This window comes from Staphylococcus cohnii species complex 1663 (assembly GCF_041008415.1).
GTDB classification, from domain to species: domain Bacteria; phylum Bacillota; class Bacilli; order Staphylococcales; family Staphylococcaceae; genus Staphylococcus; species Staphylococcus ureilyticus.
This window is the reverse complement of the sequence record NZ_JBFDVL010000004.1, coordinates 245879-272855: the sequence shown is the minus strand read 5'-3', so window position 1 is coordinate 272855 and position 26977 is coordinate 245879. Positions and strand designations below refer to the sequence as shown.

26 protein-coding genes and 1 pseudogene are annotated in these 26977 nt (G+C 32.7%); 4 read left to right on the top strand and 23 right to left on the bottom strand.

Annotation, left to right across the window (positions count from 1 at the left end; genetic code table 11):
• Window positions 1–38: 38 nt before the first annotated feature.
• The 3 genes and pseudogenes from AB1J10_RS06770 to AB1J10_RS06760 all read right to left on the bottom strand — a co-directional run bounded on the left by AB1J10_RS06770 (window position 39) and on the right by AB1J10_RS06760 (window position 5751).
• On the bottom strand, window positions 39–3206 hold the full coding sequence (locus tag AB1J10_RS06770; protein ID WP_369003062.1) for an efflux RND transporter permease subunit: 3168 nt from the start codon (window positions 3204–3206) through the stop codon (window positions 39–41).
• A gap of 169 nt (window positions 3207–3375) precedes the next feature.
• Window positions 3376–4623 (bottom strand): lipid II:glycine glycyltransferase FemX, encoded by a 1248-nt coding sequence (locus AB1J10_RS06765; protein WP_046208435.1) that lies wholly within the window; start codon window positions 4621–4623, stop codon window positions 3376–3378.
• Between the two features lie 366 nt (window positions 4624–4989).
• Window positions 4990–5751: pseudogene (locus AB1J10_RS06760) on the bottom strand (VOC family protein).
• A gap of 230 nt (window positions 5752–5981) precedes the next feature.
• Between AB1J10_RS06760 and AB1J10_RS06755 the strand changes: the two are divergent.
• Both AB1J10_RS06755 and AB1J10_RS06750 read left to right on the top strand, forming a co-directional pair.
• A complete protein-coding gene (locus tag AB1J10_RS06755) occupies window positions 5982–6416 on the top strand; it encodes a MarR family winged helix-turn-helix transcriptional regulator (RefSeq protein WP_064209378.1) in 435 nt (144 codons plus the stop codon).
• A gap of 1 nt (window position 6417) precedes the next feature.
• The gene (locus tag AB1J10_RS06750; RefSeq protein ID WP_064209377.1) at window positions 6418–7623 is read left to right on the top strand and encodes an MFS transporter; all 1206 of its coding nucleotides are present in this window, start codon (window positions 6418–6420) and stop codon (window positions 7621–7623) included.
• A gap of 284 nt (window positions 7624–7907) precedes the next feature.
• Here the strand turns inward: AB1J10_RS06750 and AB1J10_RS06745 are convergent, their stop codons facing one another.
• From AB1J10_RS06745 to AB1J10_RS06715, 7 genes are all read right to left on the bottom strand, one after another.
• A complete protein-coding gene (locus tag AB1J10_RS06745) occupies window positions 7908–8255 on the bottom strand; it encodes a SarA family transcriptional regulator (protein ID WP_046208439.1) in 348 nt (115 codons plus the stop codon).
• Between the two features lie 479 nt (window positions 8256–8734).
• Window positions 8735–9757, bottom strand: coding sequence for a GTP 3',8-cyclase MoaA (gene moaA, locus AB1J10_RS06740; RefSeq protein ID WP_070037653.1), 1023 nt, complete (start codon window positions 9755–9757; stop codon window positions 8735–8737).
• Window positions 9758–9769: 12 nt separating this feature from the next.
• Window positions 9770–10378, bottom strand: coding sequence for a molybdenum cofactor guanylyltransferase MobA (mobA, locus tag AB1J10_RS06735; protein WP_046208441.1), 609 nt, complete (start codon window positions 10376–10378; stop codon window positions 9770–9772).
• Window positions 10379–10385: 7 nt separating this feature from the next.
• The gene (gene moaD, locus AB1J10_RS06730) at window positions 10386–10619 is read right to left on the bottom strand and encodes a molybdopterin converting factor subunit 1 (RefSeq protein ID WP_070037650.1); all 234 of its coding nucleotides are present in this window, start codon (window positions 10617–10619) and stop codon (window positions 10386–10388) included.
• Entirely contained in the window at window positions 10616–11068 is a 453-nt protein-coding gene (locus AB1J10_RS06725) for a molybdenum cofactor biosynthesis protein MoaE (RefSeq protein WP_107365253.1), read from the bottom strand. Before AB1J10_RS06725 ends, moaD begins: the two co-directional genes overlap by 4 nt.
• Window positions 11069–11554: a molybdopterin-guanine dinucleotide biosynthesis protein B gene (gene mobB, locus AB1J10_RS06720; protein WP_107365252.1), complete on the bottom strand. Its 486-nt coding sequence runs from the start codon at window positions 11552–11554 to the stop codon at window positions 11069–11071. It lies immediately after the preceding gene.
• Window positions 11551–12810, bottom strand: a complete 1260-nt coding sequence (locus tag AB1J10_RS06715; RefSeq protein WP_107365251.1) for a molybdopterin molybdotransferase MoeA — start codon at window positions 12808–12810, stop codon at window positions 11551–11553. Before AB1J10_RS06715 ends, mobB begins: the two co-directional genes overlap by 4 nt.
• Window positions 12811–12874: 64 nt before the next feature.
• On the opposite strand from AB1J10_RS06715, the gene moaC reads away from it, so the two are divergent.
• Window positions 12875–13354, top strand: a complete 480-nt coding sequence (gene moaC, locus AB1J10_RS06710) for a cyclic pyranopterin monophosphate synthase MoaC (protein ID WP_070037644.1) — start codon at window positions 12875–12877, stop codon at window positions 13352–13354.
• Between the two features lie 62 nt (window positions 13355–13416).
• On the opposite strand, the gene AB1J10_RS06705 is transcribed toward moaC, so the two are convergent.
• The 10 genes from AB1J10_RS06705 to AB1J10_RS06660 all read right to left on the bottom strand — a co-directional run bounded on the left by AB1J10_RS06705 (window position 13417) and on the right by AB1J10_RS06660 (window position 23079).
• Entirely contained in the window at window positions 13417–13917 is a 501-nt protein-coding gene (locus AB1J10_RS06705; RefSeq protein ID WP_064209372.1) for a MogA/MoaB family molybdenum cofactor biosynthesis protein, read from the bottom strand.
• An 11-nt stretch (window positions 13918–13928) separates the two neighbouring features.
• Entirely contained in the window at window positions 13929–14933 is a 1005-nt protein-coding gene (locus AB1J10_RS06700) for a ThiF family adenylyltransferase (protein WP_070657884.1), read from the bottom strand.
• Window positions 14934–15202: 269 nt separating this feature from the next.
• On the bottom strand, window positions 15203–16033 hold the full coding sequence (locus AB1J10_RS06695) for an MBL fold metallo-hydrolase (RefSeq protein WP_107365250.1): 831 nt from the start codon (window positions 16031–16033) through the stop codon (window positions 15203–15205).
• A 72-nt stretch (window positions 16034–16105) separates the two neighbouring features.
• On the bottom strand, window positions 16106–16711 hold the full coding sequence (locus AB1J10_RS06690; RefSeq protein ID WP_070037635.1) for an ATP-binding cassette domain-containing protein: 606 nt from the start codon (window positions 16709–16711) through the stop codon (window positions 16106–16108).
• On the bottom strand, window positions 16711–17382 hold the full coding sequence (gene modB / locus AB1J10_RS06685; RefSeq protein WP_107365249.1) for a molybdate ABC transporter permease subunit: 672 nt from the start codon (window positions 17380–17382) through the stop codon (window positions 16711–16713). Before modB ends, AB1J10_RS06690 begins: the two co-directional genes overlap by 1 nt.
• 12 nt (window positions 17383–17394) lie before the next feature.
• A complete protein-coding gene (gene modA, locus AB1J10_RS06680; RefSeq protein ID WP_107365248.1) occupies window positions 17395–18180 on the bottom strand; it encodes a molybdate ABC transporter substrate-binding protein in 786 nt (261 codons plus the stop codon).
• Window positions 18181–18283: 103 nt separating this feature from the next.
• The gene (gene galT / locus AB1J10_RS06675; protein WP_107365247.1) at window positions 18284–19777 is read right to left on the bottom strand and encodes a UDP-glucose--hexose-1-phosphate uridylyltransferase; all 1494 of its coding nucleotides are present in this window, start codon (window positions 19775–19777) and stop codon (window positions 18284–18286) included.
• Window positions 19778–19780: 3 nt separating this feature from the next.
• Window positions 19781–20773: a UDP-glucose 4-epimerase GalE gene (galE, locus tag AB1J10_RS06670; protein WP_046208454.1), complete on the bottom strand. Its 993-nt coding sequence runs from the start codon at window positions 20771–20773 to the stop codon at window positions 19781–19783.
• Window positions 20774–20802: 29 nt separating this feature from the next.
• Window positions 20803–21963, bottom strand: a complete 1161-nt coding sequence (locus AB1J10_RS06665) for a galactokinase (protein WP_107365246.1) — start codon at window positions 21961–21963, stop codon at window positions 20803–20805.
• Window positions 21964–22062: 99 nt separating this feature from the next.
• Entirely contained in the window at window positions 22063–23079 is a 1017-nt protein-coding gene (locus AB1J10_RS06660) for a LacI family DNA-binding transcriptional regulator (RefSeq protein WP_046208456.1), read from the bottom strand.
• Window positions 23080–23245: 166 nt separating this feature from the next.
• Between AB1J10_RS06660 and fdhD the strand changes: the two genes are divergently transcribed.
• Window positions 23246–24034: a formate dehydrogenase accessory sulfurtransferase FdhD gene (gene fdhD / locus AB1J10_RS06655; RefSeq protein WP_046208457.1), complete on the top strand. Its 789-nt coding sequence runs from the start codon at window positions 23246–23248 to the stop codon at window positions 24032–24034.
• A gap of 326 nt (window positions 24035–24360) precedes the next feature.
• Here the strand turns inward: fdhD and AB1J10_RS06650 are convergent, their stop codons facing one another.
• The 3 genes from AB1J10_RS06650 to AB1J10_RS06640 form a co-directional block, all read right to left on the bottom strand.
• On the bottom strand, window positions 24361–25113 hold the full coding sequence (locus tag AB1J10_RS06650; protein WP_192573684.1) for a GNAT family N-acetyltransferase: 753 nt from the start codon (window positions 25111–25113) through the stop codon (window positions 24361–24363).
• Between the two features lie 30 nt (window positions 25114–25143).
• Window positions 25144–25692, bottom strand: a complete 549-nt coding sequence (locus AB1J10_RS06645) for a biotin transporter BioY (protein ID WP_046208459.1) — start codon at window positions 25690–25692, stop codon at window positions 25144–25146.
• 193 nt (window positions 25693–25885) lie between these two features.
• Window positions 25886–26803: an ABC transporter substrate-binding protein gene (locus AB1J10_RS06640; RefSeq protein ID WP_046208460.1), complete on the bottom strand. Its 918-nt coding sequence runs from the start codon at window positions 26801–26803 to the stop codon at window positions 25886–25888.
• Between the last annotated feature and the right edge of the window lie 174 nt (window positions 26804–26977).

Genomic DNA, 26977 nt, shown 5'->3' with positions numbered 1-26977 from the left:
TACAAAAAGCATGTCATCTCGTAGGTCCGCATTTTATTTTACTTTCTTTTTCTCAAGATTTTTGACTTTAATGTAAATAATATTTCATATATTACTGGTACAACAATTAAAGTTAATAAGGTTGAAGAAACCAATCCACCTACTACAGTCGCTGCCATACCTTTTGAAATAATAATAGAACTGTCTTGACCAAATAACATTGGCAGCAACGCACCAATCGTTGCTAATGCTGTCATAAGTATTGGTCTGATACGCGTTCCTCCTGCTTCTAACAGTGCCGCTTGCATTGCCATACCTTGATGTTGTTTATTAATCACTCTATCTATTAACACAATTGCATTGGTTACAACAATACCAATTAGCATAAGCATACCAATCATGCTAGGTACAGATATTGTCTCGCCAGTCACCACTAATGCAACCACTACACCTATCACTGTATATGGCAATGAGAATAATATGGTGAAAGGTGCCAAGGCGCCTTTAAATGTTAACACAAGTACTAAATAAACTATAATAATTGCTGCTAACATCGCCATAGATAATTGTGTTACTGCATTTCCTATATCTTCATTTGCCCCTCCCATGTTGACGTCTACGTTATTCGGCTTATCTATTTTATTTAACTGTGACAACACTTTCTGTGAAGTCCCGCCAACATCATCATTTGTCACTTTTCCGGAAACTTTTGACGTATAGTCTCCTGCTTTAGTTTCTATTTTGTTTGGCGTCGTTGTTTTTTCTAATTTTGCGATATCACTTAATTCAATAGATTGACCAGTAGCTGTTTGTATTTTAGTATTTTTAAGTTTTTCTTCTGTCCAATCCGTTTCTTTATCTTCTTTAATTTTCACATCTATCGATTTACCATTTTCCTTTACGGTTGTGACACTTTGCTCAGGTGTATTCTGATTTAATGTCATGGCTAATTGTGATGCAGACAAACCATAATTGGAAGCTTTATTTTGATCGACTTTGATATTATATTGTTCGTATGTTTGAGATAAATCAGACTTAACATTAGCAATGCCATGAATATGTTTCATTTCTTTTTCGACTTTATTGACAGTTCCTTTGATAGCATCAAGAGATGGACCAGTAACAGTGATTGCTAATTCATTATTTGTACCACCTGTACCCATATCCTGATTTGCCCAATCTCCAGGATGATGATATTTGTTGATATGTTTTAATACTTTATCTGGTTCTTCATCAAAGTTAGGTGTATCACTCTCATATTCAACCATGATAGCCATACTATTTGAACTACCTGTAGGATCCGTTGGCGTTGCTCCACCTACAGAGTACTGAACTGTTTTCACCTTATCTTTAGTGTTCAAGTATTTTTGTACTTGTTCGGCATGTTCTAATACACCTTGCTCTGTCTCACCTGGTTCAGGAGTGTAAGTTAATGCCATGAATTTATCTTCTCCAGTTGAGATAAAACTAGTCCCTAGTTTAGCGGCCCCTAAACCGATACTAGCGATTAAAATGATTGTACTTAAAATCATTACAATCCATTTGTGCGCTAATGACCAGCGGAGTATACGTTTATATCCTCTTCCTACCAGACCTAATGTTTCTTCTCTCTGTTGTTTGACACCTTTTTTGAAGAAAGTAGCACTTAAAGAAGGTACGATGGTAATCGAAACAAGTAAAGAAGCTAGTAAACTAAATGCAATCGCTAATGCAAATGGCCTAAACATCTCACCTACTGAACCATTGACAAACGCCAATGGGAGAAAAACTATAATAGTAACGATTGTCGACGACATTATCGGTTTAAATACTTCACTCGTCGCACTAATAATGAGGCTGTTACCAGTTAGTGTTTCTTTTTTATCTGATAAACGTCTATAAATATTTTCAACTACAACAATTGAATCATCGATCACTCGACCTATCGCAACTGTTAACGCACCAAGTGTCAATATATTTAACGACACATCTGTTAATTTCAATGCAACCATTGCAATTAATATAGACATCGGTATCGAAACGACTGAAATTGCTGTTGTTCTAATATTTCTTAAAAATAATAATATAACAATTATGGCAACAATCGTACCGAGTGCTGCTTTTTCAATCATTGTATACAGCGAGTCTTCTATTGGTTTCGCAGTATCCATAACTTTAGTAGCTTTGATATCTTTATTGTCTTTGGTAAATTCATCAATTTCTTTTTTCGTATCTTTTGCTACTTTAACAGTATTGGCATCTTGTGCTTTCGTCACTTGTACATTGACTGCATCTTTGCCATTTGTTTTAGAAATAGATTGTCGTTCATCACCAACTGAAATATTTGCAATGTCTTTGAGTTTAACAGAAGGCATGCTATTTTCACCGTCTTGATCATCTGAGGTAGGCATTGCTGCCATGTTACTTCCTTGTGATGAACTTTGGTCACTCGTACTTTGGCTTGCATTTTCATCGTTGTTACCTTGAGTGCTCATACTTGAAGCTGATAATGGAATCTCAAGGTTTTCCAATGCATTTATTGAAGTAAATTGGCCATCAACCACTACTGACTTTTCAGTTTTACCGAACTGGAATAAACCTAACGGGGTTTCACTTGTGGCACCCTTTAAGAATTGTTCCACACAATCTACAGTCAATCCTCTGTCTTGTAATTTTTCCTGATCAAATTTAATTGAAACTTCTCTAGATGTTTGTCCATTCAATTGTGCATTTTGTACACCATCGATTGTTTGAAGTTTAGGTAGTAACTGATTGTTAACTTTTTTTGTTGTATCTTTTAAATTATTATCCTTTGTGGTAAAAGAATAAGCCACAATTGGAAAAGCATTCATTGAATTCCTTGTTAAGTCGGGGTCTTCCACACCATCATCAAACTTAATTTTATCAAGTTCTTTTTTTAAATCGTTTTCTGCCTTATCCATATCTGTGCCATTTTCATATTCAACAGAAACCATAGAAGCATTTTGAATAGATTGTGCATTAACATTTTTCACACTTGCCATTGACCTTATTTGGTCATCAATTTTATCACTAATTTCTTCCTTCACCGTTTCTGGTGTAGCACCAGGCATGGTTGTTTGTACTGTAATCACTGGTGGCTCAACATCAGGTAATAATTCAAGTTTCATTTTTGCACTTGAATACACACCACCTAAAATGACCAGCAATACCATAAGAAAAATTGCAAACTTATTTCCAAGTGAAAACTGTAATAGTTTTTTAATCATATCTTTTCTCCTCTCAACTAGCATTTTAATGCGATACTTCATTTAATTTCATTACGTTTAATTATATATGTATTTTCTAAATTCATAAAAAATGCACGTTATAAAGTTTAAGTTGCATATTAAAACTTTATAACGTGTCTACTTTTTTACAAAATCACAAACAAAACTACTAACGTTTTAATTTACGTGAAAGTTTTATTTTAGCTTTAGTCAATTTAGGTTTAACATTTTCAATAACTTGATATAATGGTTTATTTAACACATAATCAAATTCACCTATTTTTTCACTTAAATAAGTTCCCCATACTTTCTTAAATGCCCACAATCCATAATGGTCTGATTCCTTATCGGGATCATTATCTGTGCCACCAAAATCATATGTTTTAGCACCATGTGCTCGAGCGTATTGCATCATTGCAAATTGCATGTGATGATTTGGCAAGAAGTCTCGATAATCATTTGATGACGCGCCATACAGATAATAAGATTTATTTCCAGCAAACACAAGCAATGCACCTGATAAATATAATCCTTCTGGGTGCTTAGCTTCTAAAGCTTCCATCTCATTGATAAGTTCTTGCGTTTTTTTCATTTTATTGTCAGCATCGTTTATTTTATTTAATGTCTTTTTATCTTGTTTTTTTTCAGCTAACTTTTCTTTTTCCTTTTCTAACTGCGCTAAATCTTGGCGTAAATCCTTAAGCACGGGTTTAGGCTCTAATTTCACTAAGAATAATTCTGCATCTCCATCGGGATGTAAAGCATCATATATATTTTGGAAATAGCTAATATCTCTCGTTAAAAAGCCATCTCTTTCACCCGTAATTTTCATTAATTCGGCAAATGTTTTCAAACCTTCTCTATCAGAACGTTCTACTTTCGTACCACGTTTTAATGCCAATCTAACTTTTGAACGATTACGTCTTTCAAAACTTTGAATCAAAGCGTCATCGTTTTTATCAATCGGTGTTATCATTGTCATTCTTGGTTGGATATAATCTTTCGAAAGTCCTTCTTTAAACCCTTTATGTCTAAAACCTAATGCTCTTAGATGTGTAAGTGCATCAGCACCATTATCTACTTCAACATCAGGGTCGATTTTTATTGCATAAGCTTTTTCTTCTTTTGCTATCTGAATTGCGTATTCTAGTAATGTTTCTAATGCGAGTTTATTACTATAATCTGTTACAAAACCTCTTGAAATATAGCATAGCGTATAAGGCAATTTAGGAACCTTTTTAAATAATAACTGGGCCACTCCTAAAATCTCACCATCTTCACCTACTGCGATACGCTTTGAGTACCAGCCAGTCAATCGCTTTGTTTCTGCCCATTTTGTTAATTGTAATAGATCACCTTGCGGATGCGCTTTAACAAATGCATCATGAGCTTGATTTGTTATATTCATCTTTTCCATAAAAACTGATATCTCCTTTTACCATTACATACTTTGTTATTATACATTGCTTCACACATTCTTTCACATCATTTCCTATTATTTGCTATAATATGATACGAAATGAGGTGTTCTAGTGCGTATCATTATATTGTCATTACTCTTTTTAATCAATTTAATTTTTGTAATCCAAACATTTAGTACAACGTTTAATGTTTCATATCTAAGTTTAAGAATCATTCTCGCTGTTTTTACATTTGTAGCAACAGTGTATTTACTACTTTTATCTAATAAAAATAAATGGGGAACTTACTTAACTATTTTAACACTAATCACTTCTGTGATACACATCGTCGTTATTGCACATAGTATGTATGTTTACATTTACTAATCCGCTTCAACTTTGTACTTAAGCCCTCTAATGATTAAAGTATACGGTGAAGTTGTATGATCGTCTTTCAAAGTAACCGCTTTATAACCTGAATACTCACCATCGTATATACGATATACAATATCATCGTTTTTCAACTTTAATGTTGTGAACGTTTCGGTATCATTCACGATTTCCATCCCAAACCACTGTTGCCATTTTTCAACCGTATGTGTTCTTTCTGTACTATTAATTTCAATCCCCTTGATACTAAAGGCGTTTTGCCGTAATGATGTTAGCTTTTCTTCTCTTGTTTCAATATTTTCATTCCATTGAATAAAAAATGGCGGTTTAACTCTATAATCTGGATCAGCTATATATAACAAGCGCCATGTAGTCTTTTCTCCTTTAGTATTTTCCCTTTCCATTTCTACAGGACCTATAACATCTATATTTTGTGCTTCAAGTTTTTCTTTTAGTTTGGTAATATCTTACGTTTGAAATGCTATTGTTTTCAGTCCTTGTTTATACTGATCTTGAACGATTTTTGAAGGAAATGAGACTCGACCTTCTTCACTTTTGACAATTTTTTGCAATTTTTCTGGTTTATAAATATCCAGTAATTCAATGTAAGCATTATTTAAGTACGCTAAACGATTATATGTGCCTAATTTATCATGCTTACCACCTTGATATAGTGTAAATAAATGGCCTGGGAATTTGAAATTATCTAATTGTTGTACATAATGAACGATATGATCTAATTTTAAATCTTGCATACCTTGATCCCCCTATTTTTTCTTTATATTTATTCTAACAAATTGTTTAAGCGTTTACTTCCGATAACCTATGATTACGATTCAATTTACTTTTGTGAAATCATATTTATATAGTGATTAAAAATCATATTTTAAAAAATAGCTATTGATTTCCTTGGCATAATAGACTAAAATATAACTTGTTTAAAAATTAAGTTAGCTTTGCTAACTATTTTCGGAGGTGTGCATTCATGCAAAATAAATTTGTCTTTGATAATATCATTGCAATTTATAGACCATATACAAAACTATTCCAACCCATCTTTGAATCATTTGATCTCTATCCTGCACAATGGCTCGTTTTAAAAGATATCTCCTATAATGCCCCAACCACTTTAGTACAAATTTCAAAACGACGCTCTATTGAAAAACCGACCACAAGAAAAATATTAAAAGTGCTTTCTGAAAAATCTTTATTAACTGTAGAAACAGGTACCGATAAACGAGAAAAATGGCTTTCACTTTCTCAAAAAGGAGAAAATCTTTATAAAAGCATTAGTACTCGCGTAGATAAAGTGCAAGATGAAATCATTAAAAATACAGGTTTGTCAGATTCAGAACTGGAGCATATCACACAATCAATACAACTTATTCACGCGAAAATTTTAGAGAAAGAGGAGTTTTAACATGAATCAATCAGCATCGATGAAGACACCAATTTGGACAAAGAATTTTAATATTAATTTCATAACTAATTTTTTAGTCTACTTATGCATGTATTTACTTATCGTTATCATAGCAAGTTATACAAAATCTGAATATCATGCCTCAGACAGTATGGCAGGACTTGTATCCGGATTATTTATTATCGGTTCTTTAATCGGACGATTTATCACTGGAAAGTACGTTAATAAAATAGGTCCTAAACGGATTTTAATCATTGGTTTAATCTTATTAATCATCACCCAATTGTTCTATTTTATAGAAGGTGCCTTAGCTATTTTAATGTTCACGAGATTAGTTAATGGTATTGCTACTGGGGTTACTACAACAGCGACAGGAACAATTGCTGCATATGCAACGCCTCAGGAGAGAAAAAGTGAAGGTATTAGCTTATTCTCTTTAAGCTTAGTTATCGGCGCTGCAATCGGTCCATTTTTTGGCCTTTTACTTATTAATACATTCCCAATTCAATTGTTATTTTTACTTTGTTTAATGTGCGGTATCATTAGTTTTATCATTTCTTTTTTCATTAAGTTAAATATCGATACAACGCGTGATATCATAAAACCTCAAACTACTGAAAGTAAAAAATTTAATATTAATAACTACATCGCCAAAGAAGCATTACCTGTGGCAATCATTATGCTCCTTGCCGGGTTATCTTATTCGTCTATTCTGACATTTTTACAATTTTTTGCACAAGAAATTAATTTAGTTACAATATCTAGTTATTTTTTTATTTTCTATGCTATTGCATCACTCATTACAAGACCAATCGCTGGTAGAATGATGGATCTCAAAAATGAAAACGTCATCGCTTATCCTGCTTTCATCTTTTTAATACTTACCTTTTTAACGTTAAGTATTACAAATAATAGTTGGTTATTAATTCTTGCGGGATTACTCCTTGGTGCTGGTTACGGAAATATTTCTTCTTGTATGCAAGCAATTGCAATCAAAGTATCTCCACCGGCAAAATATGGAATAGCTACCTCAACTTACTTCATTGGTTTAGACTTAGGACTAGGATTTGGTCCATATATATTAGGATTTGTAACCTCTGCAGTTTCATTCGCTCAATTATACGCTATTATGGGTGTACTGGTTTTAATTACTGGAGTTATTTATTACTTTGTTCATGGTAGAAAAGTAAAACACATGAACATCTAATCTTTTCATTAAACAATAAACTAAATATCCTGAAAAACATTGTTTTTAGCTGTCAACAAAAGTATTGTTGGCAGTTTTTTTACATACTTTATGGCTGAAGCATCAATTCGTCTACATTTTACAATATTTAAAATTGAAATTTGTTTATTTATATTATAGTTATTACTGAATTAGGTTTATTCTATTTTTCAAATATATAAAAAAACCAAATGCTATTTTAGCACTTGGCTTATTTCAAATTTATATTGTTGTTAATGATTATCATCTGTTTGTAACCTTAATGATTAAGCGACTTTTATGTTTTCGATTTCTGTTATAATATCATCTATTACTTTTAACTGATCATCTGTGTAATAATAGAACACTTGTCTTTCATCTGTTTCTGATCGAACTTTTGAAATCAATTCTTTTTTATAAATCTTTCTTATAATAACATCTATTTTACTAGTGTCCCATAACATTTCAAAATGTAAGGTATCTCTTAATTCTTTTCCGCTAATTTTATTAGCTTCATAAACCTTAAACAGAACTACAAACTCTTCGATAGATAAACGGTGAGCTGACTTCAACCAATGTTTCAACTGACTTAAAGCCCTCTCAGACGTAATATAAAATGATGCTTTACTTTCCATAAATTTGGCCTCCTCATGATTTACTTTCATTGTTAGTATTGGCTTTATATAATGAATAAGCTTTTAAAATATTATATAACACTTTCTTCATTAAATCTATTATTTTAAAAGAAACAGATAAATAAATTTTACTATTGTAAAGTTTTTATATAGCTACAATTGATTATGGTAATCTTTTTCTATTGTTCATTATCTTTAATCGTTAAAAAATTACTTATGTATAATACATTTTCATATAAAAATATCTTTCCTCATTTTTGAAATCATTTCACATAAGATATGAGTTCAAATTATAAAAAAAATGAGTAGGAGATAATTCAATTGAAATTTGAATTATCTCCTACTCTTAATATATTTTAGAATAACTTCATAAATGAATATAATTTTCGTATTATTAGTTATTTGAACTTCTTAAAAATTTAATAGCTATGAATGTTGTGATAAAAGTGCAATCTCCATAAACGATTATATTTGATAAGTCAGCCACCAATATAGTTCATATTGATTTTTTTACGTTTTCTATTAGCTACTGTTTGTGCAGTACGTTCATCTGAATATCTATCATCTCTAATATTCCATAAAGCTTTAAATTGTTCAAACAGAGCTTCATCTGACACGCCTGATCGCATAAATGACTTTACATTAAATCCATCTACGGTACTAAATAGACAACCATAAAACTTACCATCTGATGATAATCTTGCACGTGTACATGTTGAACAGAATGATTCAGATACACTTGTGATAAGACCAAACTTAGCACCATTATCTTTATGTCGATAATATTTAGCTACTTCACCAAAATATTTAGGTTTTACAGGTTCTATATCAAATGATGACTCAATCATTTTTAACATTTCATCTTTTGTTACTACTTTACTGAAGTCCCAACCATTATCATTGCCTACATCCATAAATTCAATAAAGCGTATTTCAATATCCTTATCTTTGAAATATTGAATCATAGGTAAAATTTGATCATCGTTCACACCTTTTTGAACAACTACATTTACTTTGACATGAAAACCAATTGAGACCGCATAATCTATTTGCTGTAAAATTGTGGAAGCTTTGATATTCCGGTTGTTTATAGCTTGGAACACTTTGTCATCAATCGCATCTAAACTTACATTAATACGTCTTAAACCAGCATCATATAATCTTTGACCATGTTTTTTTAATAATAAACCATTGGTAGTTAAACCAATATCCTCTATACCATCAAGTTGATTCAACTCGTATATTAATTTATATAAATCTCTTCGGAGTAGAGGCTCTCCACCGGTAATACGTATTTTTTTGACTCCTAATCGCGTATAAACTTTAGCAATACGGACCATTTCATCAAAAGTAAGTAATTCATCTTTGGGTAGGAAAACAAAGTCATCACCAAATATTTCTTTTGGCATACAATAGTCACAACGAAAATTGCAACGATCTGTAACTGACAATCTTAAATCTCGAATTGGACGCCCAAGTTTATCAGTTATTTGCTCTACCATCTGATCAGCCCCCTATCTATTCTTAATGTCGTGATGTAAATCTATTAAGTCTTGTTGATAGTTAATATTTTTGTACCAATAATCAGATGAACCAATTTCGTGCACATCTAACCAATCACTTTTGACTTTTGAATAGACATTCTTAAGGCTGTAATCACCTGATTCCAATGCTGCCTCTATAAAAGAAAGCGTATGTGGACTATAAAAAGCCATCGTTGGAATGGGCATGCCATCTTCTTGGAAACCGGCGATATCTAGTTGATCTTCTATTAAATGTTCAACCATAAATTGATACAATTTACTTATTGCTTTTTGTGTAATCATCGGTGTATCTACAGAAATCACAAAGAAAAGCGTTTCGTCAGTATGTTGTTTCATGACAGAGTAAATTCCAGCCAGCGGGCCTTTACCTTTGTTTTTAGCATGATCGATAACAATATTATCATAATCAAATTCATGTGCTAATATTTCATTTGTGCTAATAATTATTTCATTAAACATATTTGTAGCTTCTAAAACTTCAATGATACGTTTATAAAACATTTGTGAATGAATCTTTGCAAATGCTTTTGGTTTTCCAAATCTTTCTGATTGTCCACCAGCAAGTATGATTGCTTTCATATTTCCATTACCCTCCACTAACTGGTGGTATCAACGCTACAGTATCATTAGGTTTTACGATATCATCACCTTTGACAAATTCTTCATTAATCGCAATTTGAAACTTTTTGCTATTAATACTAGGATAACGCTCAAACAAATCTGATACAAATTCATCAACGGTAATATCATAACTTAAGTCAATATCTTCTGAACTTTTATCCAAAACATCTTTTATTTCCGCAAAGTATAAAACTTTCATAACTTTTTCCCTCCAACTGCATCCTCATGGTTACCATGTTGATGACCTTGCCATTCAGCACCATCTTCCCAAATTTCTTTTTTCCAAATGGGCACTACCTCTTTAATACGCTCAATTGCATATTCATTAGCACGATAAGCATCTTTTCTATGTGGCGATGATACACTTATCAATACCGCTATATCAGAAATAGATAACGGTCCAATTCTATGGACAATAGCTGTTTTTGTCCCTGGCCATTTGTTTGAAATCTCATCACCTATTTGTGCCAACTTTTTCTCTGCCATAGGTATATACGCTTCATACTCTAAATACTCTGTTTTAACTCCTTTTGTCCACTCACGTACATGACCAGTGAAAACAACAACAGCACCTTGATGTTCATTGAGTACATATTGGCGATATTGTTCGGTTTCTATTGGCTTATTTGTAATTTCAAATTGTTTCATTTAATCCATTCCCTTTTCGTTAACGAAAGATAATAACCATTGCTCAAATTTTTGAAATGCTAATGGTTGCCCAATATTAATATAATACTGAATATTTGTTAATTTATTTAACTTTTGGTAATCAGCATCATCACGATATATAAGCACTTTATCATAAATTGCCTCTTTAAAACCTTCTACTAAAATGATGTCACTGTCTATTGTAACAGATTTATCAATGATTTCATCCAACCTTTGTTTTTCAGTTCGTGTAACTGTTTGTTGCAGATGATGTCCTTGAACAATACTTTGATCTGCACCTGCATTAAAATGTTTCATGTGATCAACAGTATTTGCCTGCAGTTCAATATCTGCCAAGTTTAAGTCATGTTGACCGTGGTGTTTAACCGTTGCTACACAAAAGCCATGTGATTTTAAAAATTTCACTGCGTGCGTCATCAAAGTGGTTTTTCCAGAATTTTTATAACCTACGATTTGTAATATCATAGCGTCGTATCCATTTCATATGCTTGTGATTCAGTTAAAATGACATCAACTGTGTGGCCTTTTTGATATCCTCTTGTACCACTTGGTAACACAATCATTGCATTGCTATGCGCAATCGCTACTACTGCGCCGGACTTATTAAATCCTGATGGCACAACCGTCATCTCTTTACCATTAAAAGTCACTGTTGCTCGAATAAATCTAGTAAATGGATTTGGCTTTTTAAAATCTTCCATGAGTGTGGCCTGCACAATTTGTGGATATATCGCTTTAGCGCCCATCATATGCTGTATTGCAGGTTTGACATAGAGTTCAAACCCGGTGAAACAAGCAGAGGGGTTACCTGATAATCCAAATAAATATTTGTTATTTGCAACAGCTACCGTAGTGACACTTCCGGGACGCATGGCGATTTTATTAAACAAGACTTTAGCGTTGACCGCTTCATAAATTTGAGGTAAATAATCGAAATCGCCTACTGACACACCTCCAGTTGTAATGACAATATCATGCTCAACCATTGCTTCACGCATCACTTGAATACTACTATTTAAATCATCTTGTTGAATTTTATATGCATTGACATCTAACTGATATTTTTTTGCTAATGCAGTTATCATAGGACCATTTGAATTACGAATTTTTCCCGGTTCTAAATCGTCGCTAACATCCAACAATTCACTTCCTGTTGCAATCACAGCCACGCTAGGTTTTTCAAAAACTGGAACTTCTGTATAGCCATATGTTGCCAAAACAGCGATTGCACCTGGATTAACACATTGTCCCTTTTCTAATACAATGTCGTCAACTTTGGTTTCTTCACCCTTTAACGAAACATTCTCATTTTCGCTAAAAGTTTTTCTTATTGTAAAATCATGTTCACCTTCGACAGTTTGTTCAAGCATAACTACAGCATCGGCGCCTTCAGGTATTTGTGCACCTGTCATAATTCTTACAGCTTCAAATGCTCCAACTTTTTTAGTTGAAACTGATCCAGCTCCAATGTGGTCAATGACTTTAAATTTAATGCGATTGTCACCGCTCGCCTCTTTTGTATCAATACTTCTTAATGCAAAACCATCATATGGTGATTTATCAAACCTTGGTATCTCATGAGTTGCTACAATGTCTTCAGCTAAAATATAGTTTAAACTTTCCGCTAAAGGTAAAGTGATTCTATTTGTAAAAATATTTTGCTTTACCACACGTTGAATTGCTTCATTCACTGGAATCGGATTTCTTTTCTCTACAGGCATCGTAAATCTACTCCTTATAATTAATAATTTCATGATATACTAGAACACGATTAGGAGGGATACTTTGACTGAATTCACCCATATAAACAAACAAGGAAATGCGAAAATGGTAGACGTCTCTGACAAAAACACAACAAAACGCTCAGCTACTGCGCATTCTAGTATTACGGTAAATCCAGCGATTTATAAACAAATCGTTGATCATACTAACCAAAAAGGGAATGTGCTTAATACTGCTCAAATTGCTGGTATTATGGCTGCAAAAAACACATCTGATATTATACCAATGTGTCATCCATTACCTTTAACTGGTATAGATATTACATTTGATTGGCAAGAAAATACACAAGCATACACTTTAAATATACAGGCAACGGTCTCTACAACTGGAAAAACTGGGGTGGAGATGGAAGCGCTCACTGCCGCTTCAGCTGTAGCACTTACGGTTTATGATATGACAAAAGCGTTAGATAAAGGCATGGTCATTGGAGAAACTTATCTACTCTCTAAAACAGGCGGTAAATCTGGTGACTATCAAAGATAGTTGTCTTAAATATTAATATGTAAGAAATAGAGTCCAACAAACTTAAAATGTTGGGCTCTAATCTATTTTGTAATCTCTTGCACTAAATGATTCAATTCTGGTTTAATGAGCTTATTTAATGCTAATTTAACTGCACCAGTAGAGCCTGGTATACTGAAAATCAATTTATTATTTACCGTGCCAGCAATTGCTCGAGATAACAACGCACGAGTCCCAACATCTTCTGTATAACTTAGATATCTAAATAATTCTCCAAATCCTTCAATTTCCTTCGTAATCAAACTGGAAACAGCTTCTATCGTTACATCTCTTTGTGCTATACCAGTACCTCCTGTAGTGATAATGACATCAATATCCTCTGCTAGCCAATGCTTTAATTGCTCAGTAATTACAGTTTGTTCATCTTTAACAATTTTATAATGTGATTCTGTAATCGTAACGTTTAATGTTGAAAGTAACTCTTTAACTAATTTACCACCTTTGTCGGTTTCATAATCTCTTGTATCAGAAACAGTTAATACTGCACATCTAATATTTCTATCAAGCTTTACATTTGTATGCATATTAAACCTCCTTAGCCGAATAATTGGTTGATCAACGTTATCGCCTGTTGTGGGCGAGTCATCCCATGAATTAATAATCTCCCGCCTTTAAAGCTAACAATTCTATGTTTTTTGTATTCAAAATGTAACATGTAAGGATTACGTTGATATGGTATTTCTTGTTGTTGTAAAAATGTTTCTAACATTTCCTGGGAAATTTCTGGGTTTTCATATTGAACAGTATCTCTGCCACATAAACTTGCAAATTGTCTTTGTGTTGTATTGAGATAAGGATATGTCGGTTGTGTACCACAAGTTGTACAAGCACTATCATGCAGTTTACTAAAGCCAAATGTAAAGTGTGTACCTTCCCAAATATCACCGTAAGTAACTTTAGTCGCTATTGTTGCGCCAGTTAATATTTTTAATGCATCTCTTAATTGTAAACTGGTCGTCATAGTGACTGCTGGCTGAATAACACCTACTGTATCACAAGTCATATTAATTGTAGGTAACTGTGGAATTAAACAGTTAAAACACGGTGTTTGTTTAGGTATAAATGTTGCTTCCACATAAGTACTCTGTACGACGCCACCGTAAATCCATGGTATGGTATTTTTATAAGCAAAATCATTAATCAATTGTCTTGTTTCAAAATTATCTGTAGCATCTAGTATAAGTTCAACATCTTGCGCATATGTTTCTAAGAATAATCGATCAACATGTGCAATGTGTATGTGCAAGTTCAGATTTTGACGTATTGCCATTAGATTTCGTTCTGCTGCGACTACTTTAGGTAACTTATCTACTGCATCCATTTCTGTATACATCGTCTGGCGCTGCAAGTTACTAAATTCAATATAATCTCTATCGACAATCGTCAACTCACCTACACCAGCTCTCACAAGTCCTTCCGCAAGGTGTGTTCCTAAAGCACCCATACCAATAATTAGCACATGTGCATTCATAATTTTCTCTTGCCCAGATGTGCCTATATGCTTAAATAGCATTTGCCTTGAATAACGTTCTTCATTCACTTTGAAATCCCTCACTTTGCGTCATTATTTTCATTATAAATCTTGGCGATCTATGTAACAACGGTTTGAATTCATTAATCAAAAATCATGTACACCACTTTTATTCATATTACCCAAAAGGCAAAATAAAAGAGTAGGTACAAAATCAAAACTAGATATTGATTTCATAGTCCTACTCCTTATCGCAAAACAGTTTCAAAAGATATAATGATACATTTATGGCGATTGCTGATACTTTGATTTTTGGTATTAAAATCACTAATCATTATTTAAATTTGAATTTTCAATCCATCAAATGCAATGGTTGATTTTAAGCCATCTTCTTCTAATCGCTCTTCTAATTGTTTAATTTGTGCCTTCGTTAAACTTTCAGTAGCTTCAATATGAGTAAAATATGTATGCTTAGCATTAATAGTTTTAGCAATAGTCACACATTCATCAAATGTAACCTCTCCTAAAGCATTTAACATACCTTCTGGATGAATACGTTCATGAGTTATAGGATTAACTTCATTGCTACCAAAAGGTAAAATAGCAACATCAACATTTTTCAACTTCTCCGTTGGTCGAAAGCCTTTAATTTCATCTGGAATAATAAGTATACGTTTGGTATTTGTAGTTAAATAAAAACCAAACGCGAATTGCTCTGCTAATTGAATCCACTCTACCGTTGTGTCTTCAAAACTAATTTCTGCATCATTGTCAACAATTACTAGGTTAATTACGCCTAATGATTCTAAATATTGAACATATTCCCAACGCGCAAAATATGCTTTAAAATCTTCCACTTCTTGAGTTGTAATATAAACCGTTGTCGTTTTGGACTTAGGTACTTTGTGAATAAAATCAAAATTGAGTGTTTCCCATATCCTCATCCCCATCGTGTGATCTGGATGCCAATGAGAATAAATGCCATATTTTATATCATAAATTTTTGATTGTCTTAGTTGTTGAAATATATCTTCCGAAGTGTCGATTAGTAATTGTAAATCATGAATGAAGATACCAGGCCCTGTTCGTTTTTGTGCATCTTTATGCTGTGAAACTGATTGATAAAGTGTTGGTACACCCCCAGAAGTTCCTAAACATTCGATTATCATAGTATCACTCCCTACTTATTTATAAATGTGATCATAATTCTTACGCAACCTCTCATAAATTATAGTTGCATATCATCCGATATTAATAATTTCATGTGCCAGTACTTCTGCTTCATATTGAGAATGAGTAACAAAAATAATAGGTATATTCCATAATTTAAAGATTCGTTTTACTAACAAAATACTTTCTGCTTTTGTTGTATCATCTAAACTAGAAAACGGCTCATCTAGTAACATCAAGTCTGGTTTAGTACTTAATGTTCTAGCTAATGCAACACGTTGGGATTCACCACCAGATAAACGTATTGGAAATTTATCCTTTAAGTGAACAATGTTTAATTGATTCATCAAATTATCTATATGCTGTGAATACTGTGTCATAAAAGTGATGTTTTGAAACACAGTCATATTTGGAAATAATTGATAATCTTGAAATAAATAACCGATATTGCGTTTTTGAATTTTTACATCAATATTTGAAGTAGTATCTGTCAATATATGGTCGTTAATCTGTATATACGCTTGATCTGGTTGCTGTAGACCAGCAAGCATATTTAAAATTGTTGTTTTACCTATACCTGAAGGTCCTTTTATGGCATAAATTTTAGGTGTAGTATCATCTATTTTTACATGTAATTGTGTACTATTTAAAAGATGATTCAAAGATATATTAAGCATTAACGAACCTCCCGATAACCATCTTTATTCAATAGATTGATTGTACCAATTACAGTGATAGCAAATGCAATTAATACAATCACCCATAACCATGCTTGATTCTCTTTTCCCTGCTCTACTAAAAAATATATTTCTAAAGGTAACGTGTTAGTTTTATTAGGAATATAACCTGCTACCATTAACGTAGCACCAAATTCTCCAATTGCCCGTGCAAAACTCATCATTACACCAGCAAGTATTGAGCGCTTAGATAACGGTAAAACTAATTTCATAAAAATTTTATTTTCACTTGCACCCATCGTTCTTGCAGTATTCAACATTTTAGGATCTATACTCCTAAATCCTTGTACAGTATGCTGATACATCAGCGGAAAGCTGACAATGATGGAGGCTATTATGGCACCAGTTAAAGTAAATACAACTGGCAAATGTAATACATCGCTAAAAAATCTTCCAACCACACTATGTGGTGAAAATACAATCAGTAAAATAAAACCCATCACTGTCGGTGGTAACACAATTGGTAAGACAATGAAACTTTCTAAAAGTCTCGTTATAAAGCCACGACGCTTATACAACCATCTTGATATAAAAATACCTAGTATCGTAACGATAATTGTACTGATAATTGCAACCCTTAATGATATCCAAAACGGCGTGACATCTGGCATTTCTGCTACCCCCTATACTTTAAATTTATATTTTTTTAAAATTTCTTGCGCTTCATCTGTTTTTAAAAATTCAATCCACGCTGTTGCTAATTTTTTATCTGAAACTGTCGCTGACTTATATGTGATTGGCTGTTTTAATTTAGCGGTTTGAATTTCTTTTACGTTACTATCACCATTTTTTTGACTTTGATATAAATCTGTTTTATAAACATAACCTAATTGAGCATTGCCTTTTTCAACATAATTTAATACTTGTCGCACGTCTTTTGCAAAAACTAAATGTGGTTTAACATCATCATATAATTGATGATCTTTTAAGTATTGCTCAGCATATTTCCCTGCAGGCACAGATTTAGTCTCGCCTATAGCCAATTTTTCACCTTGTTTTAAATCAGACACATTCTTATATGTACTATTATCTTCACCTATAAGCACTAAGTCATTTTGTGCGTATTCATATTTATTTTGAGCTTGCTTACCTAAAGCATCTACATCTTTTGTATTTGCAGACATAAATACATCTACAGGTGCGCCTTTTTCTATTTGTTGTCTCAATGCGCCTGAGCCACCATAATTAAAGGTGATTTTAGCATTTTTATGTTTTTTGTTAAATGCTCGTTCTAAATCTTTAGTGACATCTGTTAAACTTGCTGCAGCTGAAATATGTATTTCTTTCTTATGATTATCCTGAGTGCTAGCATCTTTTTCACTCTGCTTCTTATCGCTATTAGAGCATCCAGTTATTAATATACATGCCATAATCGTTGCAATCATTAAAAATTTCCAAGTGTTTTTCATTTGATTGTCTCCTTTTTCATATAATTATATGCCTATTTATTTCAAAAAAAAAGAGCGTATACAAAAGTAAAAGGTACTTCGTATAGCTCAATTTTCAAAATATTTATTGTAACGATGCTATAAATGTTTTAAATGCACTTTGGCCTTGTGATGTGTTTTTAAATACACCTGCGTCTTCAAGTACACGTTTGAATTTGAAACCAAGTTCTTTTTCAATAATTTCATTTACGTTTTTCTCATGAATATCATATCGTTGTGTCATGTCTTCTGCCCATGGTTGATGTATGCTTGGCACTTGTCGTTGTTCACCTAATAAAAATGCTTTAACCTGTTGTAATTCTTGTTTTAATCTACCAGGCAAAATGGCAGTCCCCATTACTTCTATTAATCCAATGTTTTCTTTCTTGATATGTTGAACGTCTTGATGGGGATGAAATATACCATCTGGATATTGTTCCGATGTTTGATTGTCTCTTAAAACAATATCAAGTTCATATTGTTGTTCCCTATAACGGGCAATCGGTGTTACAGTATGATGACGCTCACCATTTTTACTGTATGCTCTTATATCTACAGTTTCATCTGAATAACTATTCCATGCTTTTCTAATAAATTCTGCCGCTGCCACCAAATCATTTTTATCTTCGCTTTTCAAACGAATAACACTCATAGGCCAATACAATGTAGAAGCCGTTACTGTTGAAAATTGTTTTAAGTTAAAATTGTTCATTTCCTTAGCATTATCCATCGGAAATGTGTGTCTACCCGATTGATAATGATTGTGTGTCAATATTGAACCGCCAACAAGCGGAATATCTGCATTTGAACCAATAAAATAATGCGGAAATTTATCTACAAAATCCAACAGTTGTACAAATGTTTGCTTATCTATCTTCATAGGAACATGTGATTGAGATAACACAATACTATGTTCTTTGAAATAGGCATATGGAGAATATTGAAATCCCCATTGTTCTTGTCCTAAGTTCAATCTGATGATACGGTGATTTGTTCTCGCTGCTTGTATTACAGACCCTTTAAAACCTTCATTTTCCATGCATAGTGCACATTTAGGATAATCTGTTGCAGGCGCTTCTTTCGCTTTGGCAATTTGTTTAGCATCTTTTTCTGGTTTGGATAAATTGATTGTTATTTCCATATCACCATACTCACTTGCTGTGTTGAAATTTATATTATGCGCAATTGCATCTTCTTTCACATAATGATTGCGTTTGGTTATGTTATAAAAATAGTCTGTCGCTTTCTTTGGACTCTGTTGATATAATTCATAAAACTTATGGTTCAGTACAGATGGTCGTGGTGTGATTAAATCTAATATTTGTGCTTCAATGATTTCTTTGCTATATAAAGCGTCATCTATACATTTCGCATTGATTGCTTCTTGAATCCAATATTGCGTTATCTCAAGCGCTGTAGTCTCAGAATTAAATTTGGAAGATGTTGTGTCCTCTATGCCTGAAGCATTTAAAATACTCAGCAATCTATTTTGAATATAAATGGCATCTTCCACTTCATAATCTCCATATGCTATAGCGTGAGATACAAATAGTTGGACAGCGTAGTGATTCAATAACATCCATTATACCTCCTGATACCCGTTAGGGTGCTTTTCATGCCATTGCCAAGCAGAACCAATAATATCGTGTATATCATCATGTTTAGGTTTCCATCCTAATACTTCCTGTGCTTTATTACTTGATGCAATTAATTTGCTAGGATCTCCAGCTCTTCTTTCACCAACAACTGCGTTTATTGTTTTACCTGTGACTTTTCTTGCTGCTTCTAAAATTTCAAACACTGAATAACCTTGGCTACTACCTAAGTTAAACGCACCTGATTCTCCACCATTTTTTAAATGTTGAAACGCTAAAATATGCGCATCTATTAAATCAACGACATGTAAATAATCTCGTATGCAAGAGCCATCTTCCGTATCATAATCATCACCAAAAACAGTTAGTTCATCTCTTTGCCCTAACGCTACTTGTAATACAATTGGGATTAAATGTGTTTCAGGTCTATGATCTTCCCCTATTATGCCGTGTTCTTTAGCGCCTGCAACATTAAAGTATCGGAGTGCAGCAAAATTCACACCATATGCTTCATGACACCAATGCATCATTTTTTCCATCATTAATTTACTTTCACCATAAGGACTTGTTGGTGTTTTAGAATCATTTTCTGTAATTGGCACAGAGTCAGGTTCACCATATACAGCTGCTGTTGATGAGAAAACAATATGCATGACATCATGATCATACATCACTTCTAACAATACTTGTAGACCATTAACATTATTATTAAAATATGTTAATGGTTTCTCTACAGATTCACCAACTAATGAGTATGCGCAAAAATGAAATACACCTTCAATATTTTCACTATTAAATACATTTTCTAAAAATGCTTTATCACGAATATCACCTTCGTAAAATTTCGCTTTATTGTGTATTGCTGCTTTATGTCCAGTGCCTAAATTATCTACAACTACAACATCATAGCCTCTATGAATTAATTGGTCTACGGCATGGCTTCCAATATAACCTGCGCCACCTAATACTAATACGCTCATGGAAAAATCCTTTCTTTTTCAAATTTATTTTAAATTGTTTTTACACCATCACTAATGCCCACATGATAAAACGATGGCTCATAGCCGATTTTTTCTATATATTTATTTGAGACTTCATCTTCTAGTGCTTGAATTTGATTTTTGTGCACTAAAGCAATTGCACATCCTGCAAAGCCAGCACCAGTCATTCTTGCACCGAGTACGCCTTCCACTTGTTGCGCAGTTTCCGCCAATGTATCAAGCTCAATACCTGTTACTTCATAATCATCTTTTAATGAGGCGTGCGAATCATTTAATAAATGGCCAAATTTTTCAAAATCATTAACAGATAATGCTTGATAAGCAAGTTTCGTACGTTCATTTTCTGAAACAGCGTGTTTTGCTCTTTTGCGTTTCACATCATCTTTAATAAGCATTTGATGTTTTTCAAATTGTTCCATTGTTAATTCACCTAAAGACTCAATATTTAATTTTTGTTGTAATGATGACAGTGCAGATTCACATTCACTTCTACGTTCATTATATTTACTTTCAGTTAATGAGCGACGTTTATTGGTATTCATGATGGATATGACATAGTCTCCAAACTTAGCAGGTACATATTCATAATCTAACGTTGCAGTATCTAGTAATATGGCATGTTCTGCTTTCCCCATACCTATAATGAATTGATCCATAATCCCTGAGTTGACACCCATAAATTGATTTTCAGTACGTTGCCCTATCTTAATAAGCTCTAATCTCTCTAAATTCAAGTTAAATAACTGCTTTACCAACCAACCAGTTAGTAATTCGATTGATGCAGAAGATGAAAGGCTAGCGCCGTTTGGAATATTACCTTCTACCAAAATATCAAAACCTTGATTAATTTCTGAAAAATCTTCTACTAAATATTTAATAACACCTTTCGGATAATTCGCCCAATCATGCTCTTTATGAAAATCTAAATGTTCTAAGTCGAAGGAAATCATACCAACCGTTTCAAAATTATTAGAATATAGGCGAACCAATTTATCTTCTCGTTTAACTGCTAAACCATACGTACCTAATTCAATTGCTGCTGGAAACACATATCCCCCACTATAATCAGTATGTTCTCCTATTAAGTTAATTCTTCCTGGTGCAAATGCACTCACTTCAGGCTTTACGTCAAATAAACTTTCGAATTTCTCGCGCATAGCTTCTAACATAACGTCCCACTCCTTTAAAAATCGATATACACAAAAATCAAACCCCTTAGTAAACTTAAATAAAGTTTACTTGTTTACTAAATGTTTTGTCAATACACTTCACTTATTAACTTTAAAAGTCATCCTTTCTTTCAGTTGTGCTTCTGCAATTACATGAATAGCAATTTTCCTTGTTTTATTTATTCTCTCTTCTGCCATTCTTACTGCTATTTTTCCGAAGTCGTCTATCGGTATATGTACGCTACTTATAGAAGGAACCGCATACTGAATCACTTCCAAATCGTTAAAACTTATCAATTTGATATCATCAGGTAAAGTGTATTTTTTTAGTTGTAGTTGTTGCAATATGCCTAAAGCGATCATATCGTTACCTGCGATAAAAACTTGAGGTAGATGTTGATTTTGTAATACTTCGTTTACTGCATTTATACCATCTTCTTTATGCCAACCATTCATTAATACTTTACCTTTTCTTTGGTGCTTATTACACCAATCATTGAATGCGATATACCGTTTATCTTCAAAATTTTGATTATTTAGTGTTGGCATGCCTGCAAGGTTTTTTATTGTATGAGTACCACCTACGTAAACAATATCGTTTAATTCTGAATGATCTATATCATCTAATAGTTGAGTCATTGCATCATATAAATCCGAATACACTGCATCAACTGATTTAGGCGTGTTAGGGTTATTAATAACCACAATATTCTGATTGTAACTCTGCAATTCTAGAATAGCTTCTGCAGCAAAATTACCTACAACAATAATTGCGCCAGCTTTGGCTATTTTAGTAAAATCAATCGCATCATGTTCTCCATCAATGCGAAGTGTTCTTTTTAATGATAGATTTAAACGTTTTACTTCTGCTTCAATAGCTAATCTAATCTCACGATAATACGGATCAGACATTTCTTTGGCTCTTGATGCATAAGTAATAATTTGTATACTTTTATTTTTTCTTTCAGCTTTTTTATATTGAAAATTTTCTGCTATGTCGTATATTCTTTTTCTCGTTTCTTCCGCGACAGATAAGGTGGGATCATTATTTAATACGCGGGAAACCGTTCCTGGACTCACCCTTGCTTCTTTCGCAATATCTCTTATACTAGCCATTTGCCGAATCACCTCTCACTATTGTGTTTACTATAAGTTTACTTCTAAGTTAGGTATATATCAAACAAATATTGCAGTTAAGCTTTTGGATATAAATGCAATTTATTTTTTTGCAACAAAAAATACGCTAAAATAGATAGTGAATAGGAACTGGGGGATAAATACTATGAACGAAGATGTTTTAACAAACCAACATATTGTTAGATATGAAGAAGGTAAACTTATTGAAACAACAGATCACTATGTCACAGAATTCCCACTGACGATTATGGTCAATGGTGAAGAATTTGCAACGGTCATTTGCAGTCCAAATCATATGAAAGAATTAGTACTAGGTTTTTTAGCTTCAGAAGGTGCTATTTTAAAAAGTGATGATTTGAAATCAATCCAAATTGATGATAGTAAAGGCTTTGCACATGTCGAATTAACCAAATCACTTAATGACCGGTTTGAATATTCTACTAAACGGATGATTGCATCTTGCTGTGGTAAGAGTCGTGAATTTTATTTCCACAATGATGCTGCAATAGCTAAAACATCAATGTCTAAAATTAAACTCACCCCTCACCAAGTCCTTAACATGATGACACGTTTACAAAGTGCAAGTAAAATTTTCAAACAAACTGGTGGATTGCATAATGCTGCCATCAGTGATGGAGAGGCATTTTTTGAACATAGACAAGATATAGGTAGACATAATGCCTTAGATAAACTTTATGGTTATTGCATACAACATCATATACCTGTGCGAGATAAAGTATTAATATTTAGTGGGCGTATATCTTCCGAAATCCTTATTAAAGCTGCGAAAATTGGCGTTGGTGTGATTTTATCTAAATCCGCACCAACCACATTAGCTGTAACACTTGCCAATGATTTAAATATTACAGCAATTGGTTTTATTCGGGATGGTAATTTTAATGTTTATAGCCATCCAGAGCGCATAATATCATAATGTGTTAAACGCCCTTTACATCATAAAAATACCAAATTAAAGACAAATCTTAAGTGATGATTCACCTGAGGTTTGTTTTTTTTTATCTATTAAATGATGCGCTTTGATAAAAGTATCTACACTCATTCAAAATTAATAATGTATTTAATGTTGGATGTGGGTTAACGCTATTACTTACAAAAAACATCAGCCAAATATTACACCATAAAACAGTACCTTCAGAAAAAATGCATAAAAAAATGTCGACAAAGTTAATGGCTTTGTCGACAGTATAGTACGCTCACGTTGCGAGCATATTTTTTAATTAAAGTAAAAATGAGACTTTTTCAAATATCTTCTTTTACAATGTGATAACAAAAACTGATAAAAACATAACCTTGCTTTACGTACATATCTTTAGCACTATCTTCTCCATCGGCGATCAAAATCAATGGTTTGGGCATGGCTAATTCTGCAGCAAAACTTTGCATCACACTACCGACGCCTTGTCTTTGATGGCATGTTAAAACACCAAATCCATCAATTTCCACAGTTGTCTCATCTATGATCAAATCTAATATACCAGCTGGAACACCCTGCCTATATGCTATAAGACGTGTTTTATCATCATTAATATATTGATTTTTAATCATATTTGTACTTTCTTTAACATACCCCTCACCATATGGTGCTGCAAATTGACTATGAACACTAATATAATCATCTATAGTATGCGCATCCACTACTTTAACTTCTACTTCAGAGTCTATATACTTTTTGAATTTTTGAGGTTCAATCGCATATAACTCCATGAGTCCTAATTCAAATTGCTCTTGGCTAATTAATCCTAACCATTGTTGGTCTAATGCTACGTTTTCCGGAAAAGTAAAAGTTAAATGATTAGAGTTTTGTTGCTTATGAAAATCAGTTTGTGTAGCTATATCCGCTTTCCATTGTTGAATTGAAGGCATTTGTTTATACACCCATTTATTTGCATCAAATATTAAAGGCATTTGAGGAGTTAAATAAATAGTTTTATATGCCTCTTCAACGTAAACATTCCCAGGTTGGAAAATATTACTCAAAGTTATGTTCACCATCATTTCTCCTCCTCTTTGTCTCAATTAATTCTACTTAAGTAATTGCTTGAATCGACTATGGTTTAACATGATATTGCCTATTAAACTAGCAATTAGCGCTTTAATAACATCTCCTGGCATAAAGACAAAAGATAACATGATTGATTTAGAAATTGGCAAATTTGTAATAAGTCCCATTATAATCGTACCCACAACATCTAACAAAACGACACCTATCAATACAGTTGTTATTAATAATACAATAAAGTTGATCTTTTTCAAATATAAGTCTCTTACAAGACCAATAAGATATGTAATAACAGGATACATAAATAAAAAACCTGCTGATGGTCCTGCAAAAACACCAATACCACCACGGCCACCTGATAACAATGGTAATCCAGCAACAACTAAAAGTAATAAAACAACGACACTCAATGTGCCATATTTACGACCTAATAAAATGGCAGCTAGAAATATACCGATATTTTGTAACACAATTGGTACAGGCATTATGGGTAATGGTATTGCAGGTACAAAACCTAAAACTGCAATAATAGCAGTCATTAAAGCAGTATAAACTAAATATTTCGTTGACATCATCAAACCTCCTTCGATGAAAAAATTATACCACAAATGTAAATTGTTAAAAATAAAAAGTTTACAATTTAAATTTATAATCTTTTTCTAAACAAAAAAACATGAGCTTGAGACATCTTTGCTTTGTCACACGCTCATGTTTTATTTTGGTGATATTTATTTAAATCTCTAAAATACTACTGTAAATAATAGATTATGAATTCGTTTTTAAAAATTTCTCTTTCAAATCTTTTCTCATATACTCCAATGTATAAGGGTCGTTGTACCAATAAGTTTCTGCTTGCACTTCTATAACATGATTATTTTTAACTGCAGATAAGTTGTTCCATAGATCAGTTTTTTTATAACCTGGTTTTGATTTACCCTCACTCGTGGAAACGATATAATCGCCAGCATAATCCGCTAGTTTTTCTTGTTTAATTTCAGCCCAGCCTTCTTTTTTAACTAACTCATTGAGTTTGTTAGGCATCTTTAATCCAAATGCTTGGTACATAACTTCTCCTCCACGTCCCCAGTTAGGTCCGTAAGTGTAAAGTTTTTTATCAAATTCATCAAAAATTGACACTGTTGTATCTTCACCAATTTTCGCTTTGATTGCTTCACCATCTTTTTCAGTTTGTGATTTCCATTTTTCTTCCCATTTTTTTACTTTATCTTCTTTTCCAAGTAGTTTACCTAATTGTCTTTGTTGATCTAAATATTTATGTTTACCATAATCGTAAACAACAGTCGGTGCAATCTTCTTATACTTTTTAATGTTTTTATCTGTAGAGTAAGCTACGATCAAATCTGGTTTTGTTTTTGCAACTTTTTCAACATCATTTTCTCCAACTTTTTCAACATCTTTAAATTTATCTTTTAAAATATGACTGTTATCGACTTGCTCATTGACAGCTACAATTTTACCTCCTAAATATTTTATTCCGCCTGCGTATGTAGGTGCAACAACTGCAATACGTTCAGGATTTTTAGGTATATCAATTTTCTTTCCGCTATCTAATGTATAAGCTTTTGTGTCTTCTTTGTTACTATCTGAGCCGCTTTCAGATTTTTTGCCGCAAGCTGCTAATATTAGAACCATTATAATTATTGGAAATATTAATTTTTTCATAAGTCTCCTCCATTGAAAATGATTATCATTACCATTGAATTATATAATGATTATAAAATTTGTACAATAGAAAAACTAAAATTTTATTATTTTAAAAAATAAAAAAAGGAATGAGTTAGAAAATCAACTTTAATCATTGATTTCATATACTCATTCCAATATAAATCGTTTATT

Bases quoted from the DNA above. Each gene is read 5' to 3' on its own strand.
- galE (WP_046208454.1), bottom strand. From the start codon at position 20,773: ATGAGCGTATTAGTATTAGGTGGCGCAGGTTATATTGGAAGCCATGCC.
- moaA (WP_070037653.1), bottom strand. From the start codon at position 9,757: ATGGTAGAGCAAATAACTGATAAACTTGGGCGTCCAATTCGAGATTTA.
- AB1J10_RS06725 (WP_107365253.1), bottom strand. From the start codon at position 11,068: ATGAAACAATTTGAAATTACAAATAAGCCAATAGAAACCGAACAATAT.
- mobA (WP_046208441.1), bottom strand. From the start codon at position 10,378: ATGAAAGCAATCATACTTGCTGGTGGACAATCAGAAAGATTTGGAAAA.
- galT (WP_107365247.1), bottom strand. From the start codon at position 19,777: ATGTTATTGAATCACTACGCTGTCCAACTATTTGTATCTCACGCTATA.
- AB1J10_RS06695 (WP_107365250.1), bottom strand. From the start codon at position 16,033: ATGATAATCGAATGTTTAGGAACTTCTGGGGGTGTACCAACACTTTAT.
- modB (WP_107365249.1), bottom strand. From the start codon at position 17,382: ATGCCAGATGTCACGCCGTTTTGGATATCATTAAGGGTTGCAATTATC.
- AB1J10_RS06755 (WP_064209378.1), top strand. From the start codon at position 5,982: ATGCAAAATAAATTTGTCTTTGATAATATCATTGCAATTTATAGACCA.
- AB1J10_RS06640 (WP_046208460.1), bottom strand. From the start codon at position 26,803: ATGAAAAAATTAATATTTCCAATAATTATAATGGTTCTAATATTAGCA.
- AB1J10_RS06715 (WP_107365251.1), bottom strand. From the start codon at position 12,810: ATGCCTGTAGAGAAAAGAAATCCGATTCCAGTGAATGAAGCAATTCAA.
- AB1J10_RS06750 (WP_064209377.1), top strand. From the start codon at position 6,418: ATGAATCAATCAGCATCGATGAAGACACCAATTTGGACAAAGAATTTT.
- modA (WP_107365248.1), bottom strand. From the start codon at position 18,180: ATGAAAAACACTTGGAAATTTTTAATGATTGCAACGATTATGGCATGT.
- mobB (WP_107365252.1), bottom strand. From the start codon at position 11,554: ATGATATTACAAATCGTAGGTTATAAAAATTCTGGAAAAACCACTTTG.
- AB1J10_RS06705 (WP_064209372.1), bottom strand. From the start codon at position 13,917: ATGCATACAAATGTAAAGCTTGATAGAAATATTAGATGTGCAGTATTA.
- AB1J10_RS06645 (WP_046208459.1), bottom strand. From the start codon at position 25,692: ATGTCAACGAAATATTTAGTTTATACTGCTTTAATGACTGCTATTATT.
- AB1J10_RS06665 (WP_107365246.1), bottom strand. From the start codon at position 21,963: ATGTTAGAAGCTATGCGCGAGAAATTCGAAAGTTTATTTGACGTAAAG.
- AB1J10_RS06745 (WP_046208439.1), bottom strand. From the start codon at position 8,255: ATGGAAAGTAAAGCATCATTTTATATTACGTCTGAGAGGGCTTTAAGT.
- AB1J10_RS06660 (WP_046208456.1), bottom strand. From the start codon at position 23,079: ATGGCTAGTATAAGAGATATTGCGAAAGAAGCAAGGGTGAGTCCAGGA.
- AB1J10_RS06690 (WP_070037635.1), bottom strand. From the start codon at position 16,711: ATGCTTAATATATCTTTGAATCATCTTTTAAATAGTACACAATTACAT.
- AB1J10_RS06770 (WP_369003062.1), bottom strand. From the start codon at position 3,206: ATGATTAAAAAACTATTACAGTTTTCACTTGGAAATAAGTTTGCAATT.
- fdhD (WP_046208457.1), top strand. From the start codon at position 23,246: ATGAACGAAGATGTTTTAACAAACCAACATATTGTTAGATATGAAGAA.
- moaD (WP_070037650.1), bottom strand. From the start codon at position 10,619: ATGAAAGTTTTATACTTTGCGGAAATAAAAGATGTTTTGGATAAAAGT.
- AB1J10_RS06650 (WP_192573684.1), bottom strand. From the start codon at position 25,113: ATGGTGAACATAACTTTGAGTAATATTTTCCAACCTGGGAATGTTTAC.
- AB1J10_RS06765 (WP_046208435.1), bottom strand. From the start codon at position 4,623: ATGGAAAAGATGAATATAACAAATCAAGCTCATGATGCATTTGTTAAA.